This window comes from Streptomyces sp. NPDC059668, assembly GCF_042734135.1.
GTDB lineage: Bacteria > Actinomycetota > Actinomycetes > Streptomycetales > Streptomycetaceae > Streptomyces.
On record NZ_JBHWEL010000015.1, the window covers coordinates 57445 to 76310 of the forward strand.

14 protein-coding genes are annotated in these 18866 nt (G+C 71.4%); 10 read left to right on the forward strand and 4 right to left on the reverse strand.

Going from position 1 to position 18866, the window contains the following annotated elements:
- Position 1 precedes the first annotated feature (1 nt).
- From recR to ACFV2J_RS14225, 6 genes are all read left to right on the forward strand, one after another.
- Positions 2–601, forward strand: coding sequence for a recombination mediator RecR (gene recR / locus ACFV2J_RS14200; RefSeq protein WP_148012376.1), 600 nt, complete (start codon positions 2–4; stop codon positions 599–601).
- On the forward strand, positions 594–1253 hold the full coding sequence (locus tag ACFV2J_RS14205) for a DUF5063 domain-containing protein (RefSeq protein ID WP_385084489.1): 660 nt from the start codon (positions 594–596) through the stop codon (positions 1251–1253). The genes recR and ACFV2J_RS14205 overlap by 8 nt, the downstream gene beginning before the upstream one ends.
- Positions 1254–1609: 356 nt before the next feature.
- Positions 1610–2887: an aspartate kinase gene (locus tag ACFV2J_RS14210; RefSeq protein WP_148012374.1), complete on the forward strand. Its 1278-nt coding sequence runs from the start codon at positions 1610–1612 to the stop codon at positions 2885–2887.
- Entirely contained in the window at positions 2887–4017 is a 1131-nt protein-coding gene (locus tag ACFV2J_RS14215) for an aspartate-semialdehyde dehydrogenase (protein ID WP_385084487.1), read from the forward strand. The genes ACFV2J_RS14210 and ACFV2J_RS14215 overlap by 1 nt, the downstream gene beginning before the upstream one ends.
- A 465-nt stretch (positions 4018–4482) precedes the next feature.
- Positions 4483–5154, forward strand: coding sequence for a SigE family RNA polymerase sigma factor (locus ACFV2J_RS14220; protein WP_385084485.1), 672 nt, complete (start codon positions 4483–4485; stop codon positions 5152–5154).
- A complete protein-coding gene (locus ACFV2J_RS14225) occupies positions 5151–6287 on the forward strand; it encodes a hypothetical protein (RefSeq protein WP_385084483.1) in 1137 nt (378 codons plus the stop codon). Before ACFV2J_RS14220 ends, ACFV2J_RS14225 begins: the two co-directional genes overlap by 4 nt.
- 73 nt (positions 6288–6360) lie before the next feature.
- On the opposite strand, the gene ACFV2J_RS14230 is transcribed toward ACFV2J_RS14225, so the two are convergent.
- Positions 6361–7245, reverse strand: coding sequence for an SURF1 family protein (locus ACFV2J_RS14230; protein WP_385084481.1), 885 nt, complete (start codon positions 7243–7245; stop codon positions 6361–6363).
- Positions 7246–7366: 121 nt separating this feature from the next.
- Between ACFV2J_RS14230 and ACFV2J_RS14235 the strand changes: the two genes are divergently transcribed.
- Positions 7367–9229 (forward strand): S9 family peptidase, encoded by a 1863-nt coding sequence (locus ACFV2J_RS14235; protein ID WP_385084479.1) that lies wholly within the window; start codon positions 7367–7369, stop codon positions 9227–9229.
- 743 nt (positions 9230–9972) lie between these two features.
- On the opposite strand, the gene ACFV2J_RS14240 is transcribed toward ACFV2J_RS14235, so the two are convergent.
- The 3 genes from ACFV2J_RS14240 to ACFV2J_RS14250 form a co-directional block, all read right to left on the reverse strand.
- On the reverse strand, positions 9973–11940 hold the full coding sequence (locus tag ACFV2J_RS14240; protein WP_385083629.1) for an NAD-binding protein: 1968 nt from the start codon (positions 11938–11940) through the stop codon (positions 9973–9975).
- Positions 11941–12105: 165 nt separating this feature from the next.
- A complete protein-coding gene (locus ACFV2J_RS14245) occupies positions 12106–12600 on the reverse strand; it encodes a (2Fe-2S) ferredoxin domain-containing protein (protein ID WP_385083630.1) in 495 nt (164 codons plus the stop codon).
- A 485-nt stretch (positions 12601–13085) separates the two neighbouring features.
- Positions 13086–13583: a hypothetical protein gene (locus ACFV2J_RS14250; protein ID WP_385083613.1), complete on the reverse strand. Its 498-nt coding sequence runs from the start codon at positions 13581–13583 to the stop codon at positions 13086–13088.
- Positions 13584–14442: 859 nt separating this feature from the next.
- Between ACFV2J_RS14250 and ACFV2J_RS14255 the strand changes: the two genes are divergently transcribed.
- The 3 genes from ACFV2J_RS14255 (at position 14443) to ACFV2J_RS14265 (ending at position 18695) form a co-directional block, all read left to right on the forward strand.
- The gene (locus ACFV2J_RS14255; protein ID WP_385438763.1) at positions 14443–16620 is read left to right on the forward strand and encodes an FG-GAP repeat domain-containing protein; all 2178 of its coding nucleotides are present in this window, start codon (positions 14443–14445) and stop codon (positions 16618–16620) included.
- A 779-nt stretch (positions 16621–17399) separates the two neighbouring features.
- The gene (locus ACFV2J_RS14260; protein WP_385083615.1) at positions 17400–18542 is read left to right on the forward strand and encodes a hypothetical protein; all 1143 of its coding nucleotides are present in this window, start codon (positions 17400–17402) and stop codon (positions 18540–18542) included.
- Positions 18543–18695: a hypothetical protein gene (locus tag ACFV2J_RS14265; RefSeq protein ID WP_329533063.1), complete on the forward strand. Its 153-nt coding sequence runs from the start codon at positions 18543–18545 to the stop codon at positions 18693–18695.
- Positions 18696–18866 lie beyond the last annotated feature (171 nt).

Sequence of the window (18866 nt, forward strand, 5' to 3'; positions counted from 1 at the left end):
GTTGTACGAAGGCGTGGTCCAGGACCTCATCGACGAGTTGGGGCGGCTGCCCGGCGTCGGTCCCAAGAGCGCGCAGCGGATCGCCTTCCACATCCTGCAGGCCGAGCCGACGGACGTCCGCCGGCTCGCGCAGTGCCTCATGGAGGTCAAGGCGAAGGTCCGCTTCTGCGCGACCTGCGGCAACGTGGCACAGGAGGAGCTGTGCAACATCTGCCGCGACCCGCGCCGCGACCTGTCGGTGATCTGCGTGGTCGAGGAACCGAAGGACGTCATCGCGATCGAGCGGACGCGTGAGTTCCGGGGGAAGTACCACGTGCTCGGCGGCGCGATCAGCCCGATCGAGGGCGTCGGTCCGGACGACCTGCGGATAAGGGAGCTGCTCGCCCGCCTCGCGGACGGCGCGGTCACGGAACTCATCCTGGCCACCGACCCGAACCTGGAGGGCGAGGCCACGGCCACGTATCTCGCCCGCATGATCAAGCCCATGGGCCTCAGGGTCACCCGCCTGGCCAGCGGCCTCCCGGTGGGTGGCGACCTGGAATACGCGGACGAGGTCACGCTCGGCCGCGCCTTCGAGGGGAGACGACTCCTAGATGTCTGACGCCACACTGCACGCCACCAGCCAGGACCCCGACGACTTCGTGGTCCAGATCGCGGACCAGGTGGAGAGCTTCCTGGTCGCCGTCACCGAGGTGGCCAAGGGCGACGAGCCGGACTCGGCGGTTCCCTTCCTCCTCCTGGAGATCTCCCAACTCCTCCTGGCAGGCGGCCGCCTGGGCGCGCACGAGGACATCGTCCCCGACGAGCCCTACGAGCCGGACCTCGGCCCGGAGCCGGACGTCGACGAGCTGCGCCAGCGCCTGGCCCTGATGCTGGAACCGGTCGACGTCTACTCCGAGGTCTTCGACCCGTACGAGCCCCGCAAGGCCCCGGTGGCCTGCCGGATCTCGGACGACTTCGCCGACGTCTTCGCGGACCTGCGCCACGGCATGGCCCACTACCGGGCCGGCCGCACCAGCGAGGCCCTGTGGTGGTGGCAGTTCTCGTACTTCTCGAACTGGGGCTCCACCGCCTCGGCCGCCCTGCGCGCCCTCCAGTCCCTGGTCGCCCACGTGCGGCTGAACCAGCCCCTGGACGACCTGAACGGCCTGGACACCGACCAGGACCTCGGCGAGGAGATCCTCGCGGAGGAGGCGGGCCGGGTGATGGCCGAGGAGATCGGGGGCCCGCTGGGCCTGGGGACGGCCAAGTAGGACGGGCGCACCGGGACCCGGCGGACGCGACGGGCGCTCCGCCGTGCCGGGCGAGCCAGGCACTCGGGCAGCTCGGATGCGCCGGGCGTGCGCCCGTCCCTCGCCGGCACCCGGGTCACCCCGGTCCTCGTGTGACTCGGGGCACTTTCCGGAGTGGCGGGGCCGGGGCATGGGCAGATGCCGCTCGGAGCGGCCGGAGGATCCCTGACGGCCTCGGTCGACCTGACGGTCCGCAGTGATCACGTCGTGAGCGGGACATCTCACGATGCGATACTTCGGAAGGGAAATCCGGCCGCTCGTTAAACTGAGCCGACCGCAGTAGTGCGGTGCAGAGACAGATGGAGCGAGGAGCGCACGTGGGCCTTGTCGTGCAGAAGTACGGAGGCTCCTCCGTAGCCGATGCCGAGGGCATCAAGCGCGTCGCCAAGCGAATCGTGGAAGCGAAGAAGAACGGCCACCAGGTGGTCGTGGTCGTTTCCGCGATGGGCGACACGACGGACGAGCTGATCGATCTCGCCGAGCAGGTATCTCCGATGCCCAGCGGGCGAGAGTTCGACATGCTGCTGACCGCGGGAGAGCGGATCTCCATGGCCCTGCTGGCGATGGCGATCAAGAACCTGGGCCACAGCGCCCAGTCGTTCACCGGCAGCCAGGCCGGTGTCATCACCGACTCGGTCCACAACAAGGCGCGGATCATCGACGTCACGCCCGGCCGCATCCGGACGGCCCTCGACGAGGGCAACATCGCCATCGTCGCCGGCTTCCAGGGCGTCTCGCAGGACAAGAAGGACATCACCACGCTCGGACGCGGTGGCTCCGACACGACGGCCGTCGCACTCGCCGCGGCCCTCGACGCCGAGGTCTGCGAGATCTACACCGACGTGGACGGCGTGTTCACCGCCGACCCGCGCGTGGTGAAGAAGGCGAAGAAGATCGACTGGATCGCCTTCGAGGACATGCTGGAACTCGCCGCCTCCGGCTCCAAGGTGCTGCTCCACCGCTGTGTGGAGTACGCCCGCCGCTACAACATCCCGATCCACGTGCGCTCGTCCTTCAGCGGGCTCCAGGGCACCTGGGTCAGCAACGCACCGATCCAGCAAGGGGACCAGAAGGTGGAGCAGGCCATCATCTCCGGTGTCGCTCACGACACCTCCGAGGCCAAGGTCACGGTCGTCGGTGTCCCGGACAAGCCGGGCGAGGCCGCTTCGATCTTCCGGGCCATCGCCGACGCCGAGATCAACATCGACATGGTCGTGCAGAACGTGTCCGCCGCCTCCACGGGCCTCACGGACATCTCCTTCACCCTTCCCAAGACCGAGGGCCGCAAGGCCATCGACGCCCTGGAGAAGGCCCGGTCCGTGATCGGCTACGACTCACTGCGCTACGACGACCAGATCGGCAAGATCTCGCTGGTCGGCGCGGGCATGAAGACGAACCCGGGTGTCACGGCCGGCTTCTTCGAGGCGCTCAGCGACGCCGGGGTCAACATCGAACTGATCTCGACCTCCGAGATCCGTATCTCGGTCGTGACCCGTGCGGACGACGTGCCGGAGGCCGTACGCGCCGTGCACACCGCCTTCGGGCTCGACTCCGACAGCGACGAGGCCGTCGTCTACGGGGGCACTGGCCGCTGATGGCCGAACGGACCGGGCGACCGGCTGAACACTCCGGACCCTCCGGTCACCCCGGACGCCTCGGACGCCCGACGCTCGCGGTCGTGGGCGCGACCGGGGCCGTCGGCGGCGTCATGCTCCAGATCCTGTCCCAGCACGCGGACATCTGGGGCGAGATCCGACTGCTCGCCTCCCCGCGCTCGGCCGGCCGCAAGCTGGCCGTGCGCGGCGAGGAGGTCGAGGTGGCGGCCCTGAGCGAGGCCGCCCTCGACGGGGTCGACGTCGCGATGTTCGACGTACCCGACGAGGTGGCCGCGCACTGGGCGCCGATCGCCGCCGCCAAGGGCGTGATCGTGGTGGACAACTCGGGCGCCTTCCGGATGGACCCGGACGTGCCCCTGGTCGTCCCCGAGGTCAACCCGCACACCGCGCGGATGCGTCCGCGCGGGATCATCGCCAACCCGAACTGCACCACCCTCTCCATGATCGTGGCGCTCGGCGCGCTGCACGCCGAGTTCGGACTGCGCGAGCTGGTGGTCTCCAGCTACCAGGCGGTGAGCGGCGCCGGTCGCGCCGGCGTCGAGACCCTCCGCCAGCAGCTGTCCCTGGTCGCCGGCACGGAACTGGGGACCAGCCCCGGTGACGTACGCCGTGCGGTGGGGGACAACACCGGACCGTTCCCGGAGCCGGTGGCGCTGAACGTCGTACCGTGGGCCGGGTCGCTGCGCGAGGACGGCTGGTCCTCGGAGGAGATGAAGATCCGGGACGAGTCCCGCAAGATCCTCGGGCTGCCCCACCTGCCGGTCGCCGTGACCTGCGTCCGCGTCCCGGTCGTCACCACGCACTCCCTCACCGTCCACGCCCGCTTCGAGGACAGGGTCACGGTGGCGAAGGCGCGGGAGATCCTGGCCACCGCGCCGGGGGTCGTCCTGTTCGACGATCCGGCCGCCGGCGAGTTCCCCACCCCCGCCGACGTCGTGGGCACCGACCCGACCTGGGTCGGCCGCGTCCGCCGGGCGCTCGACGACCCGACCGCCCTCGAACTCTTCGTCTGCGGCGACAACCTCCGCAAGGGCGCCGCGCTCAACACGGCACAGATCGCCGAGCTGGTGGCGGCCGAGCTGTCCGTTCGCCCCCCGGGCAGGGCGTGACCTGCGCGGCAGGTTTCCCGGCCACGGTCGAAGATCACGAAAAATCTCCCTGGTCATCCCCGGATTCGTTTGTAGGATCTGTGTGAGTCCTGTGGCCGAAATAATGGTCCGGACCACTTGAACGAGATCCACCCGGCGTTCGAAGATTTCCCTCCCCGTTCTCCGCAACCGTGCGGAGGGCGGGGAGCGTCTTTGCGGTAGCCCTGCGCGGGTGGTCCGGGGGCGGCAGGGCACATGGGGCATAGGGGATGAGCTGTTACGCATGAGGGCTTTCAGTGCACTTTCAGGCGCGCTGCCGGGCGCGTCGGCGGGGGTTCCGGAATGTGTTCCGGCGGGCGTTGCGGTGTGTGTGAGAGCGGGTGCCGCCGTGCGCACGCGGGTGGGGGTTTCGGCCGAAGTGATGGCTGAAGCGAATGTGATGCCTGTCGCGTACAACCCTGACGGGGGTACGCGTGTCCAACTGGCGTGGCAGAGGTTCTCGAATTCACCGCGGTACAGACGAGGGGCACGACCCTGCGTCCACCCCGCCGACTCCGCAGCCCCGGCGCGTCCGGCGGCATGCCGGTGATCGCGCCCATGCCCGCAGCGCGGCCCGCCCGCATACCGAGCCAGCGCGACGGCGCTGAGGACAGCAGTACGGCCGCAGGCACGACGGTCGACCATCTGACCGAGACCTACCGCGCCCACTACCGGTCGCTCCTGGGTCTCGCGGCGCTCCTGCTCGACGACACCGCCTCCTGCGAGGACGTCGTCCAGGAGGCCTTCATCCGGGTGCACTCGGCGCGCAAGCGTGTCCGTGACCCGGAGAAGACCCTCGCCTATCTGCGCCAGACCGTCGTCAACCTCTCGCGGTCCGCCCTGCGCCGGCGCATCCTCGGCCTCAAGCTCCTCTCGAAGCCGATGCCCGACATGGCGAGCGCCGAGGAGGGCGCGTACGACCTGCTGGAGCGCGACGCGCTGAAGAAGGCGATGAAGGGCCTCCAGCGCCGTCAGCGCGAGGTCCTCGTCCTGCGCTACTTCGCGGACATGACCGAGGCCCAGGTCGCCGAGACCCTCGGTATATCGCTCGGCTCGGTCAAGGCGTACGGCTCGCGCGGCATCGCCGCGCTCCGTGTGGCCATGGAGGCCCCGGCATGAGCGAGCACGAGAACGCACGGCGCCGTGACGAGGAACGGCATCCGGAGCACGAGCACAGGCAATCGCACGCTGGGAACGGAACTGTGAACCACGGCCCCGACGGACAGCCCGACGAACAGGGCCCGGACGAACTGGGCTCCGAGAGGCTCGGCCCGGACGAACTGGCGCTGCGCCGGCTGCTGCACCAGGCGGTCGAGGAGATCGAACCCTCCGACGGCACGCTGGAGCATCTGCGCCGCGCGGTGCCCGCCCGGCGCGCCCGCAAGCGCCAGGCACTCGTCGGCATGGCGGCCGCCGCGCTCTTCCTGGGCACGGCCGTCCCGGCCCTGGTGCACGTCTCGAACGCCTCCGGTTCGAACGCCGACCCGTCCATCGCGGGCAACAGCTCGCAGGCCCAGGGCGGCACCAGCCAGGGCAAGTACCCGGACGGCGGCGAAAGCACCGCCGGCGGCGGTTCCGGCACCTCCAAGGAGCACGGCAGGAAGAACCACACGGGAGCGCCCGACAAGGGCAAGGGGGCGAGCACGGGGGCGGCCACCGGAGGCCCCGACGACCCGTCCGCCTCGGCGCCCGCCGCGCCCCCGTGCACGGCGGCGCAGCTCGGCGGCGCGACCGGAACCGTCGGCGTCCCGGACGCCACCGGCGCGGTCTACGGCTCCTTCAGCGTCTCGAACGTCTCCGGCGCCGGCTGCACCGTCAGCAGCGCGGGCACCGTCGGCACCCTGGCGCAGGGCGCGGCGGACTCGGCCAAGATCGGCGTGGTGACCCATGTGGCGGGCGACGCGGCCTCCGGCCTGCCCGACCCCTCCGCGGAGGTCGCCTCGCTGGTGCTTCAGCCGGGTGTCTCGTACGTCGTGAAGTTCGCCTGGGTGCCTTCGGAGACCTGCCCGACCACCGGCGGAGGACAGCCCTCGCCCGATCCGAGCACCACGGAGGGCGCCGCCACGGCCGGCGGCACCGGCACGGACACCGGCGGCACGGGTACCTCGGCCCAGCTCCTCACCGAGGACGGCGTGGCCGACGGCAGCGTCGCCGTCTCGTACGCGACGGACACCGGCGCGACCGCCTCGGCGACGGTCTCCGGCGCCTGCGCGGGCACGGTGTACCGGACGGGGATACTCGCGGCGTCCTGAGTGCGGGCGGGCCCTTGAGCGTTCGTGGGACCGGGGTACGAGCCCGTACGGGACGGCCCCGGGACCGGAGCCGTTACGGAGCCGGGGCCCCGGCGGTGTCACGGGCCGGATGCGCGTCCGGCCTTCCGTTCCGCTCCTGCTCCTGCTCCTGCGTCTGCTCTTGATCCTGTTCCCGGTCCTGCTCCTGGTGCGTCTCCTCGGAGGGGACCAGGCCCAGCTCGGCGTCCCGCGCGAACTCGGCCTCGCGGCGCAGCAGCCGGAACCACATGAAGACGACGAAGCCCGCGAAGACGAACCACTCACCGGTGTAGCCGAGGTTCTGGAACGCCTTGAGGTCCAGGCCGGTACCCTGCGGCGCGGTCGCGGGCACCGCCGTCATCCCGCTGTCGGCCTTCGCGAGGGTGATCCAGGCGTCGTAGACCTTGTACGGCACCAGGTTCACCAGCGACGCCGAGCTGATCGCGCCGGTCTGTCCGCCGGGAAGACCGCCGGCGGCGCTCACCCCGTTCGACCCCGGGCTCTCCGAGACCTGCAACGCGCCCGTGACGGTCACCTCGCCGGCCGGGGCCGCGGGTGCCTTCGCGGGATCCGCGGTGCTGGGCAGCCAGCCCCGGACGACGGGCAGCGCCTGGCCGCCGTCGGTCCGCAGCAGCGTCAGCACGTAGTACCCGTGCCTGCCGTCCAGTTCGCGGTCCGGCACCAGCAGCTGCTTGCCGTACCGGCCGGTGGCCACGGCCTGCTTGCCCGACGTGTCCTTGTCGACGGGCAGCAGCTCGCGCAGCGGCCGGGCCGGGTCCGTCCTGGCCGCCGCGGCCTGCTCGCCGGCGTCGCGCTGGTCCTGGACCCGAGCCTCGAACCGGCTCAACTGCCACGACCCCATGAAGACGCAGAAGGGGATGGCCAACAGCACGAAGACGTTGATCCCCCACCAGCGGGGCGTCAGCAGGAACCGGTACACGACTTCAAAGGTACGGTGCCGCCGCGCGCGGCCCGGCTCCGGGGCCCGGTCCCGGACGGAGTTGTCCACAGGCTGGGGACCTCGTCGGCGCGAGGGCGGGTGGGCCAGGCACTATGGGGCCATGACTGAGAGCAACGGGTCCGTCGAGCAGCAGCAGGCGGCCATGCCCGACTGGGAGAAGCGCTTCAGGGCACCGAGGGTGTCGCTGCCGGACTGGGCGGAGGACGCCCCGCACCGCTCGCTGTTCGTGTCCAACGCGACGGGAACCTACGAGCTGTACGCGTGGGACCGCGAGACGGGCGAACAGCGCCAGATCACCGACCGGGCGAACGGTACGACGGACGGGGTGCTCTCCCCGGACGGCGAATGGATCTGGTGGTTCGACGACAAGGACGGCGACGAGTTCGGCATCTGGCGCCGGCAGCGCTTCGCCGCGCCGGCTTCCGCGGACGCCGCCTCCACGGCGGATGCCGCGGGTGCCGCGAGCGTGGACGAGCCGGCGGCGCCGGGACTCGAGCCCTCCTACCCCGGGGGACTCGCCATCGGCAGGGACGGGCGGACGGCCGTCGTGGGCCGCTCCACGGACGAGGACGGGTCGACGATCCACCTGGTCCGCTCCGGCGAGGAACCCGTGGAGATCTACCGCCACCGGGAGTCGGCCGGTGTCGGCGACCTCTCCCACGACGGCTCCCTGATCGCCGTCGAGCACACCGAGCACGGTGACGCGATGCATTCGGCCCTACGGGTGCTGCGCCCGGACGGCTCGACGGTCGCCGAACTCGACGACACGAAGGGCGGCACGGTCGAGCTGGGTCTGGAGGTGCTGGGCTTCGCCCCCGTCGACGGGGACACCCGGCTGCTCATCGGGCACCAGCGGCGCGGCCGTTGGGAGCCGCTGGTGTGGGACGTCGTGACCGGCGAGGAGACGGACCTGTCCCTCGACCTGCCCGGCGACGTGGGCGCCGAGTGGTATCCGGACGGTTCGGCGTTGCTGATCGCGCACGGCTTCGAGGCCCGCAGCGACCTGTGGCGCTACGACCTGGCGTCCGGCGAGCTGGTCCGCGTGCCCACCCCGGCGGGCACGGTGTCCGGGGCGACGGCCCGCCCGGACGGCAGCGTGGAGTACCTGTGGTCGTCGGCGGCCGAACCGTCGTCGGTCCGCTCGACGACCGGCGGGGTCATCCTCGATCCCCCCGGCCTGAAGTCCCCGGGTTCGGTCGCCGTGGAGGACGTCTGGGTGGAGGGCCCCGGCGGCAGGGTCCACGCCCTGGTCCAGAAGCCGGCGGGGTCGACGGGACCCCTGCCCACCGTCTTCGACATCCACGGCGGCCCGACCTGGCACGACAGCGACTCCTTCGCGGCGGGCCCGGCGGCCTGGGTGGACCACGGGTACGCGGTGGTGCGGGTCAACTACCGGGGTTCGACCGGGTACGGGCGGGAGTGGACGGACGCGCTCAAGCACCGGGTCGGCCTCATCGAACTGGAGGACATCGCGGCGGTCCGCGAGTGGGCGGTGACGTCCGGACTCGCCGACCCCGAGCGCCTGATCCTCACCGGCGGCTCCTGGGGCGGCTACCTCACGCTGCTGGGCCTGGGCACGCAGCCGGACGCCTGGACCCTCGGCATCGCAGCGGTCCCGGTCGCGGACTACGTCACGGCGTACCACGACGAGATGGAGGCGCTGAAGGCCATGGACCGCACCCTGCTGGGGGGCACCCCGGAGGAGGTCCCCGAGCGCTTCGAGGCGTCGTCACCCCTGACGTACGTCGACGCCGTCAAGGCTCCCGTCTACATCTCGGCCGGTGTGAACGACCCCCGCTGCCCCATCCGCCAGGTCGAGAACTACGTCGACCGCCTCGCCGCCCGAGGAGCCGTCCACGAGGTCTACCGCTACGACGCCGGCCACGGCTCCCTGGTCGTCGACGAACGCATCAAACAGGTCCACCTGGAACTGAACTTCGCCCGAACCCACCTTCCGAGCTGACGGGGGTGGTCCCTGCGGGGCCGGGGATGTGACCCGGGCGGGTCCGGCGACGGCAGGGACTTGGGCGGGGCCCGCGACTGCGGCGACTGGGAGGCCGGTTGCCGTGGTGGCCTGGGTGGGTGGCGCGGTCGTGGTGCCCCGGTGGGTCCGGCTGCTGCGTGACCCCGGTGGGCCTGGTGGTTGTGGTGGCCTGGGTGGGTGGCGCGGCTGTGGTGACCCGGTGGGTCCGGCGGCCGTGTGACCCGGGCGGGTCCGTCGGTCGTCGTGACCAGGATGGGTCGCGCGGTCGTGGTTACCTGGTGGGTCCGGCGGCCGTGTGGGCCTGGTGGTTGTGGTGGCCTGGCTGGGTGGCGCGGCTGTGGTGACCCGGTGGGTCCGGCGGTCGCGTGACCCTGGTGGGCCCGGCGGCCGTGGTGACTGGGCGGCAGCCAACCCGCGGGGCCCGGTCAGAGCCCCGCAAGGTCCGGCGGCAATCCGCCGGGGTCCAGGGGCGGAGCCCCGGTGGGGTCTTGGGGCGAAGCCCCGGCGGGGTCTGGGGCGCAGCCCCAGAAGGATGGGACGGGTAGGGGCGGCGGGGGCGAGGAAAAACCCCCCCCCCCCCCCCCCCCCCCCCCACCCCCCCCCGGCCCCCCCCCCCCCCCCCCACCCCCCCCCCCCCCACCACCCCCCCCCCCCCCCCCGCGGGGGGGGGGGGGCGCGCCCCCCCCCCCCCCACCACCCCCCCCCCCCCCCCACGACCCCCCCTACTCGCCCGGAGGACCCCCGGACCGCTCCCGAACCCACCGTCCCGACAACTCCGCAAGCCCCCGCCGAGTAGCCGCCAACACCACCCGATCCCCCGCCCGCAGCACATAGGTGGGGGGAAGATCCCAGACCAGCCCGCTCGGCGCCCGCTGGGCCCCGCCCCCACTTCCACCCCCGGCCGCCGGATCCCCCCGCCGCCCACCCACGCCCGTCTCCAGCGCGAGCACCCGCCACGCCCCCGCCCGAAACGCCTCCCCGACGGTCCGCCCCTCCAACTGGGCATGCCCGCCCACCTCGATCGCCGCGAACAGCAACACCCGCCGTTCGACCGGAATCGCCCCGAGGATCTGCCGCCCCATCATCGCCCCGGCGAACGCGGGCGCGGCCAGATGCGACACGCTGCGACTGCGCGTGAGCGCCTGCGGATGCGCGGCCCGCAGGGTCCGGTACACGGCGGTCGCGAAGTCGTCGTCGTACAGCCGCAGTACCACCCGCAGATCGGGCCGCACCGTACGGGCGTACAGCGCGGCCTCCAGATTGGTCGTGTCCGCGCTGGTCAGCGCGAGCAACGCGTGCGCCCGATGGATCTTCGCGGCCTCCAGCACACCTTCCTGGGTCACGTCCCCCAGCACCACCGGCACCCGCAGTCGCCGCGCCAACGCCAGGCCCCGCGCCTCGGGGTCGGCCTCCACGCAGACCACGGGGATGTTCAGCTCCCGCAGCCGCGCCAGCACCCGCGTACCGATCTTGCCGACCCCCAGCAGCACCACGTGCCCGGACAGCCCCCGCGGCGGCTTGCGCAGCGCGGACCCGCTCCGGAACGTACCCAGCGCCTCCAGCACGGCGGCGAGCAGCACCGGAAGCAGCAGCAACCCGACGAGTCCGGAGAAGAGTTGGAGGACCTGCCGACCGGCCGGTTGCCCGATGGCGGGATTGTTGATGGCGAAGAGGTCGAGCAGCGTCAGATAGGTCGCGCGCAGCGGAGGCTCCCCGGTGACGGCCATCGAGGCGACCGCCAGCCCGATCACACACCCCACCAGCCCGGCGAACGACCAGCGCAGCCGCCGTGACATCAGCGAGGCGAAGGGGACGCTGCGCCCGCCGGACACCGTGGGACCGGTGTACGACACGGTCTCCAGGACGACGGTCCCGCGTCCGGTGGCGGCGGCCACCGCCCGTTCGTCGGGCAGCAGCCGGGGCCCCTGCGGACCGCTGCTCTCGGAACCGTCGGCTCCGGCCGGGTCGTTGGTCGTGGCCGACAGCAGGGCGAGCGTGCACAGACCGGGGTCGGCGACCTCGCCGGGCCCCGGCGGCGGCCGTTCCACCGCGCGCAGCATCAGCCCGTCCGTCTGGACGACCTTGCTGGTCCCGGCGACGGCGGTCGCGGCGAGCGCGGGCGCGGCGGTGTCGGCGTCGGACAGCACGGTGGTGGACGCGTCGAATGCACCACCACCGTCACCGCTGCCGCTGCCGCTGCCGTCGCCGTCGCCGTCGCCGTCGATCCCGGCCGTGGCCAACGCCGATGCCTGGTCGAGGAGTTCCTTGATGTGTTGGCCGAGACGCCGGTTGTAGAGCCGGATGACGATCCGCAGCCGCGGGTTGAGACGACGGGCGGTGAGCGCGGCCCGGATGTTGGTCTCGTCGTCGTCATGGACGAGGGCGAGGGCCGCGGCCCGCTCGACACCCGCCTCGGCGAGCACCGCCTCGGTGAGCTCGGTGGCCTCCAACACCCTTTCGGAGCCGGGTGGTTCGGCCGTACGTCCGGGCGGCGCGTCACCGTTCCCGGCGGCCCGGTTCACCGCCGCGGAGACCCGGTCGAACAGGGTCGAGCCCCGGGCCCGACCGACCACCGGTGGGCGCACGCGGCGCTGTGCGGGCGGTACGACGAGGGTCACCCGCTCGCCGTACACACCGCGCAGCTCCGCGGCCAGCCGGTGTGCCAGGGCGTCGTCCCCGGCCACCACCATGTGCGCGGCGGTCTCGCTGGACGGGCTTGGGTACGGAAGGGTCGCCACAAGGGAGAAGAGTGCCGTACCGGGACGCGTGGTTCCATACGGCCGCCCTGCACAAGTCGCCATCACCCGAGAGCGGTTGGGACAGCAGCTCGGGTACCGGCCCCGGGACGGACGGACTCACCCGCGGGTACGGCTGCGGGTACGGGTATTGGTGCGGGCCCGCACTTCGCGCGGCGCCCGCACGAACTGCAACTCCAGCGCGACCGGCGGCGGAGCGACGCCCGGCCCGCCGGCGGTCGCCCAGTTCACCAGGTCCTCCGTGCAGTCGTCACCCATCGCGAACCCGATCCAGGTCGGTCGCGCACCCCGGCGCCGCCCCTCGCCGGAAGGCCGCACCACCACCACGTTGGCCTGGTCGCAGGGCCCGAGACAGTCCACGGTCCGCACCACGAACCGCCCCCCGGACGCCTCGGCCCCGGCGCGCAGCCGCTCCAGCTGCCAGGCGTGGTCGTCGTCGGGATACTTCACCGGATCCCCGCAGCAGCACCCCCGGCACACGACCAGGGTGCAGGGCCGCGAGCCGGCTCCGCCGACCACCACCGCACGGGGATTCCCGGGCGAGGCGGAGGGAGAGGGGAGAGCGGATCCCAAGGTGTCCCCGGAGGAGGCCATCGGAACGGGCGACGAGGTGCTCAACGGGACGTCTCTCCTTCTGATCGTCCGGGTACGACCCGGCAGGGCCCCGTCCCCTTCGGGCGGGCCCCGGAGCGCCAGTAAGTCAGAGAGACACGCGGCAACGCCAGGGGGCCCTCACCGACCGGGGAACACCGCGATCTCGCCGTACCGCGCGAGTGCCTGCTCGACGCGGAGCCGGAGCAGCGCGAGCACACCCTCGGCAGGACCGGGCACGAGGCGTACACCCCTGCTTCGGGGGCCATTTGGGAGCCACCTGGGCGTGATCTTCGGGGTCCGGCTCCCGGGTTGGCTCCCGGGGACTGGCACTCCGCCTCCGCCCGGCGTCCACTACGCAATCTCCGGCGAGGGTGGGGCCGGCCGGCACCCACGAAATCTCGTCCCGTTCGGTCGCCGTGGACACTGCGGCCTTCTTCTGGCGGCCCACGTATGCACCGACCTACTCGTCGACGAGGCGCTCGTTTCTATTTCCCAGGTGGCTGGATGACGACGATTCGCCAGATCACGGAATCGGCCGCTGAGAACTTCCACACCAGTTCGTGCATATGGGCGTGCGGTATCTCGGCGGTGAACACGCCGGTCCCGTCACCGCACTGAGACCCGGCGAGACGCTTTCCGGTGGCGATGACGTCGAAATCGGAGGGACCGGCGCATGTCCACATCACCGTGATGGATGAGGCCTTCCCCGCTGACTCGGGAAGCGTGACACCGCCCTTACCGTGACCCGTTTTCGTGTACAGCGTCTTCGATCCGACAGGGAGTGACGACTGGACGGGATCGGGAAGGCGGTCCGGGCTCGTCGCGGTCTGTACCGGAGAAGGGGTCGCGCCGGTCCCCGTCGTCGCTCCTGCCGGAGGCTGCGTCGCCCCGTGGGTGGCGGTCGCCCGGGGGTGAGCCTCCCCGGAACAGGCCGACACGAGCACCAGGGCCGACAAGCCGGCGGCCAGCAGGGGCAGCTTCATGATCGTCCTCAGCTCACGAGATTTTTGCCGCACAGGTGACGGTGCCGGTCCAGGTGTGGCCCTTGGCCACCGGGACCGGCCTCCGTTGTCGCCCTCCCCGGGAGCGGCACGGACAGAACAATCACGGACTGCCTGGGTGATCGTCAAGGAAACTCGACTGATCTGAGCGAGACTTGAGCATGACGATTGAATATGGGGTATCGGCTATAGCTTGGCCCTGTAGGCAAGTAAGCAGAATCTCGTGCTCCCTCAGTGCGAATCGACCCCACGAGCGCGAGAACGTCGTCCTTTTGTCAGCCCCTTTGTTCATTCAAGGCGCCTCAAGGATTGATCCTCGAATCCCTCCTCGATCTGCAGCCGGCCGGTCACCATGACCGGCAGCGACCGGCGGGGAGGCATCTGCGGGTGCTGCTGGACGCGAGGTTGACGGAGCGGTGGCCGACCAGGCGGGTCGGGACTGTAAGTGCGGTCGGCGGCCCGGGAAGTGTTGGTGGAGGAGTCCGGAGTCGGCAGTGCTGACCGGGAGCCTGAAACGCGGATCCACGAGGTCGCAGGAGCACCCCACGGGGTGCCTCGCCCGCGATTCCACCTCCTCATGGCGGAATGCGCGAGGACAGAAGGCGCGTGGGGGGGCACAAAGGTTCTCGGGAGCCACCTCGGGACCACGTCACGGTGCGGCTCGCGGACGACGCCAGGGTCCGCCGGCCGCCCTGCTGGACACGCCAGCCGCGTATCTCTGAGCAGGGGGAGGGAAACCCTCGCGTGGGCCGATCTTGGCTGATATACGCTGCGCCTGACTTGATCGAACGGATCGGCGAATCCGTGCTACCGGATACGCCTTGCCCGGGGGGGCATTCCCATGACTTCGCAGTTCCGCGCGGTGCTCGGCATCGCGCTCACTCCCGTCCTCGCCCTGGCGGCCGCGGCCCCGGCCGCCGCCCACACCGCCGCCACGGCCGCGCTCGCGGCCACCGGCACCACCGCCACGGCAACCGGCACTGCCGCGGCCGCCGTCGAGACGCGTGCGCCGGGCCCGTGGGGCACCCGCACCCTGCACGCCGCGAACCCCAACCCCGGCTTTTCCTCGGGCGGGGTGAACGCCTTGGAGTCGGCCGGGAACGGCGCCCTCGTCTCCCTCACCGGCGACGGGCTCTCCCGTTTCACCCGGATCCGGCCCGCCGGCAGCACCAGCTGGCTCGCCCCGCAGACCTGGCCGGACGCCGGCGGGTACAACACCGAGCTCGTCTCGCTCGGCGACGGCTCGGTGCGCCTGGTCTGGCGGGCCAAGCGCGCCGACGACCACAACGACTACTGGCTGAAGATGGCCACCCTCGCGCCCGGCGCGACCGCCTTCTCCGAGCCCGAGTACATCGCCGCGGTCCCCGAGAAGGGCTACCACCACCTGGCGGCCGCCCCCGACGGCCGGCTGGTCGCCGTGTGGTCGGTCTCCGGTGTCGTGAAGGCCGCCGAGAAGAGCGGCCCGCGGGCCGCGTGGACCGCTCCGGCCGACCTCAACGAGCAGCCGCCGTCCGGCAGCCGGGACATTTCCAGCATGGACCTGGCGGTCGCCAAGGACGGCACCGCCCTGCTGGTGTGGCAGTGGCAGGCGAGCAAGGCCGTCGTCGCCCTGGAGAAGGCCCCCGGCGCGACCTCCTGGACCGCGGTCCAGGGCTTCCCGGTCCCGGGCGTGGACCTGGCGCGCCCGAAGGTGTTCGCTGATCCACAGGGCGGCTTCGACGTGTTCTACGACGACCTCGCGCACCTCATGCACACGCGCCGGCCTGTCGGCGCCACGCAGTGGAGCACCCCGCGGTCCGCCGCCAACTACGGCAGCACGTACGGGATGACGACGCCCGTCCACCTGCCCAACGGCGACCTCTTCGTCGCCGGCGGGCCCGGCTACTCGACCGGCCCCTGGTACGCGGTGCGCTCGGCGGCCACCGGCGCCTGGCGGCAGTACACGCAGCCCTTCTCCACGCACAAGAAGGTGCGTTCGGTCGACGCGGTCGCCACCTCGGGCGGCACGGTCACGGTGACGTGGCGGGAGGGCTACTCGGGCGAGGAGTACGCGATGGCCGCCGTCTTCAAGGGCGGCACCTGGTCCGTCCCGCGGCGGCTGAGCGCGACGAGTGCCGAGTTCGCCGGGGTGCCCCAGGTGGCCGCCGACGAGCTCGGCAGGCCCGTCGTGCTGTGGGACGAGTACAAGCTGAGCGCGACGAACAGCTTCGCCCTGGACGGCGTCTACCAGGCCACCACCACCAGCCGCGCGCTGCCCAAGTGGCGTGACTACACGGACGACGGCAAGGCCGACCTGTTCGGCCGCAACGGCACCGCGCTGAAGGTGTACGCGGGCGACGCGACGAAGCTGTCCGCGGGGCAGCGCACGAGCAGCTGGCCGACGGGCACGCTCGTGCTGCCCTTCGGCGACCTCGACGGCGACCGCTGCAACGACGTGTTCCTCCGCTACCCGAACGGCGAGGCCCGCGTCTACCCGACGATCTGCGGCGGGCTGCCCGACCAGGCGTCGTCCTACGTCAAGGTCTCCTCGGACTGGAGCGGGTACGACGCGGTCGTCTCGCCCGGCGACGTGACGGGCGACGGGCGGGCCGACCTGCTGACCCGGTCCGCCTCGACCGGGAAGCTGTACGTGTACGCGAACAACGGCGCGGGCGGCTTCAAGGCCCGCTCGCTCGCCGGGTCCGGCTTCGGCGGCTACAAGAGGCTGATCGCCGCCGGGGACCTCGACGGCGACGGCAAGAACGACCTGCTGGCCCTCGACGCGTCGAACGAGCTGTGGCGGTTCAAGGGGACCGGCGCCGGTACGTTCACGCCCCGGGCGCTGGTCTTCAAGGACTGGGGCACCTCCTACAAGGACGTGATCGGCGGGCTCGATCTGTCCGGGGACGGCCGGGCCGACCTGATCTCGCTGGACAAGGACGGCCGGGCCTGGCTGAACCGGGGCAACGGCCACGGCGGCTTCGACAACCGGTCGCAGGTCGGCAAGGCCACGAACTGGTCGGACATCCGCATCTCCTGACGACGCGGATCCGGGGGCCACTCGGGACCACGGGGGTCCCGGTGGCCGGCTTCGCGTCTGGTTCCGGTTCCGGCGGGCGTCCGGACCACGTCCACCCGGAAGGGCAGCGGACCGGCCGGGTCGGCATCCGCAGTCGCACCGTGCCGCCCGGCTGAGCAGAGCGCCGTCCGCTTTTATGGACGGCGCTCTGCCCTTAGGGCGTTTCCAGGCCCGCTACCCCTGCACGGACGACACCCTGCGGCCTGAGTCAGACACCTTCGAGACCAAGCGGGACGCGGAGGCGTTCCTCGTAGGGACTTCGATGCACTCCTGCATCGTCGTCGCACTGCTGACCGGTGCCCGGACGAAGGAACGCAACGCCAGAGGGCCCTCACCGAGTCGGTAAGGGCCCTCTGAACTGCTATTTAGCTGTCGGGGTGGCGGGATTTGAACCCACGACCTCTTCGTCCCGAATGAGGTTCGGCGAAGATCACCATCAGCCTTGATGGTGTTTCCCCTGGGCAGGGCGTTGGTGCGGATAGGTATGAGGTGGTCTCGCGGGGGTTCGAGGAACGAATCGGCTCCCCAATGGCTCCCAGGTGATACGTCCTGCTCTCAAGGCTCGCAGGGGGAGGGGCGCGGGAGTGGGGAGCCAGATGTCGGCGGGCCGGAGACCTCAGCACGACCTCCGGCTTTGTGATGCAGATCACTCAAGATTCCGGGCTGGGGATTGCCGGTTCGGGGCGTTGCGGCGCCCGAGAGGGGACAGGCTCGCTCATCATCTGCCGGAGGCACCACCCATGACGCCCGAAGCTCTCGAAGAACCGCAGGCACTGGAAGCGGCGGCACCGCCTGTGACCGTCCCGCCCCGCGAGACCGACGTGTCGGAGACGGAAGAAGCCGAGGACCTCGACGCCCTTTACGCGCGGTACGGCCTGGTCAGGCGGTGGCGGGTACTTCCTGAGCCGAAGCCCGTACCCATTGATCCACAGTCCACTCACGGCCTCCCTGTATTGGGTGAGGGCGACCTCATCGCGTACGGGGGCGATGGGGGAGTCCGCGACAGCTCCTACTTCTATTTCGGCAACGAAAGGGACGGTGGACGACTGCTGGCAGGACGCTTGTTCCTGGACAGCCCTCGACTCGAACCTTGGCAAATCGCGCAGACCTGGACAGAGGGGGAGGTCGACGGCCCATGGGGTGGAGCGGCCATCGCCGCGAAGCCCAGCTCCCCGGAGGCTCGTGCAGAGGCCCGTGAGGCCAGGCTCGCGGCACGCGCCGTGGAAGCACGGAACGAGGCGGCGCTCGGCAACACCGAGCTCATCGAGAAGTTCATGGCCGTCGACCTCGGCCTGTGGCGGGGAGCCCGCTGGCAGGAACCGGTGACCACGGCTCTCCTTGGCGACTGGGCGAGCACCCTGTACACGCACGGCACCATCCGCCGGGGGGCTCTCTCCCGGCTGATGCGTGAGGTCAGGGAGATCCACCGACAGCTCACGCCACTGTGGCGTCGACGCTGCGCCGGAGAGCGGCTGCTCAGCCTTGATGTCCCCGTTCTGGAGAATGGGCTGACTCTCGCCGACCTCGTCGCAGGAGGGCCCGACCCGGCCGACATCCTTACGGGGATGCTGCCTGATGATCCGCGTGTGCTCGCCGTGCTGGAGCAGATGTTCCCGATCGAGAGAGCCGTCGCGCTCGCCTGGTCCCGTTCGGGAACGTCGAGTTGGACCGAGGCGGCCGCCATGGTGTTGGCCCTCACCTCGCAGGCGTACGTGCAGGGTGACGCCGAGGCTCTGGGTGAGCGAGTACGCCGCAAACTTAAGCGGCTCGGTCGCCGCGCGCGTCACAGTCGGGATGGCGAGGAGACGTCCCGTTTCCGAGCGGCCCAGTCGCCTGCTGTCGGTCGAGCCGATGACCGCGCAGCGGAAGCGCGGGAGGCGTGAATGCCTGACACATTGACTCTCGCCCTGATCGCCATGGTCGGCTGCTTCGTCGTGCGCGAATCTCGGCGCGACGAACGGCTAGGCGCTGCGCTCTTGGTCGGCGTTGCCGTTGTGGCACTGATGCTGACGCTGTACGGGGCAGGTCCTGACTGACAGCGGTCGGATGAAGCCCGCTTGGCGGCCGGCGTAAAGCCGACAGGGGCCGGTCCCCCGCGGGCGGGGAAGCCCCGCGCCGGGGTTTTAAACTGTGGGGGGGGGGGGGTTTTTTAACACCCCCCCGGGGGCTAGACGACCAGCGCGCTCACAGTCTGGGTGTCGATGTTT

Excerpts from the sequence above, each read along its gene's own strand:
- ACFV2J_RS14205 (WP_385084489.1), top strand. The coding sequence starts at position 594 with ATGTCTGACGCCACACTGCACGCCACCAGCCAGGACCCCGACGACTTC.
- ACFV2J_RS14215 (WP_385084487.1), top strand. The coding sequence starts at position 2,887 with ATGGCCGAACGGACCGGGCGACCGGCTGAACACTCCGGACCCTCCGGT.
- ACFV2J_RS14225 (WP_385084483.1), top strand. The coding sequence starts at position 5,151 with ATGAGCGAGCACGAGAACGCACGGCGCCGTGACGAGGAACGGCATCCG.
- ACFV2J_RS14235 (WP_385084479.1), top strand. The coding sequence starts at position 7,367 with ATGACTGAGAGCAACGGGTCCGTCGAGCAGCAGCAGGCGGCCATGCCC.
- ACFV2J_RS14240 (WP_385083629.1), bottom strand. The coding sequence starts at position 11,940 with ATGGTGGTGGCCGGGGACGACGCCCTGGCACACCGGCTGGCCGCGGAG.
- ACFV2J_RS14245 (WP_385083630.1), bottom strand. The coding sequence starts at position 12,600 with ATGGCCTCCTCCGGGGACACCTTGGGATCCGCTCTCCCCTCTCCCTCC.
- ACFV2J_RS14250 (WP_385083613.1), bottom strand. The coding sequence starts at position 13,583 with ATGAAGCTGCCCCTGCTGGCCGCCGGCTTGTCGGCCCTGGTGCTCGTG.
- ACFV2J_RS14255 (WP_385438763.1), top strand. The coding sequence starts at position 14,443 with ATGACTTCGCAGTTCCGCGCGGTGCTCGGCATCGCGCTCACTCCCGTC.
- ACFV2J_RS14260 (WP_385083615.1), top strand. The coding sequence starts at position 17,400 with ATGACGCCCGAAGCTCTCGAAGAACCGCAGGCACTGGAAGCGGCGGCA.
- ACFV2J_RS14265 (WP_329533063.1), top strand. The coding sequence starts at position 18,543 with ATGCCTGACACATTGACTCTCGCCCTGATCGCCATGGTCGGCTGCTTC.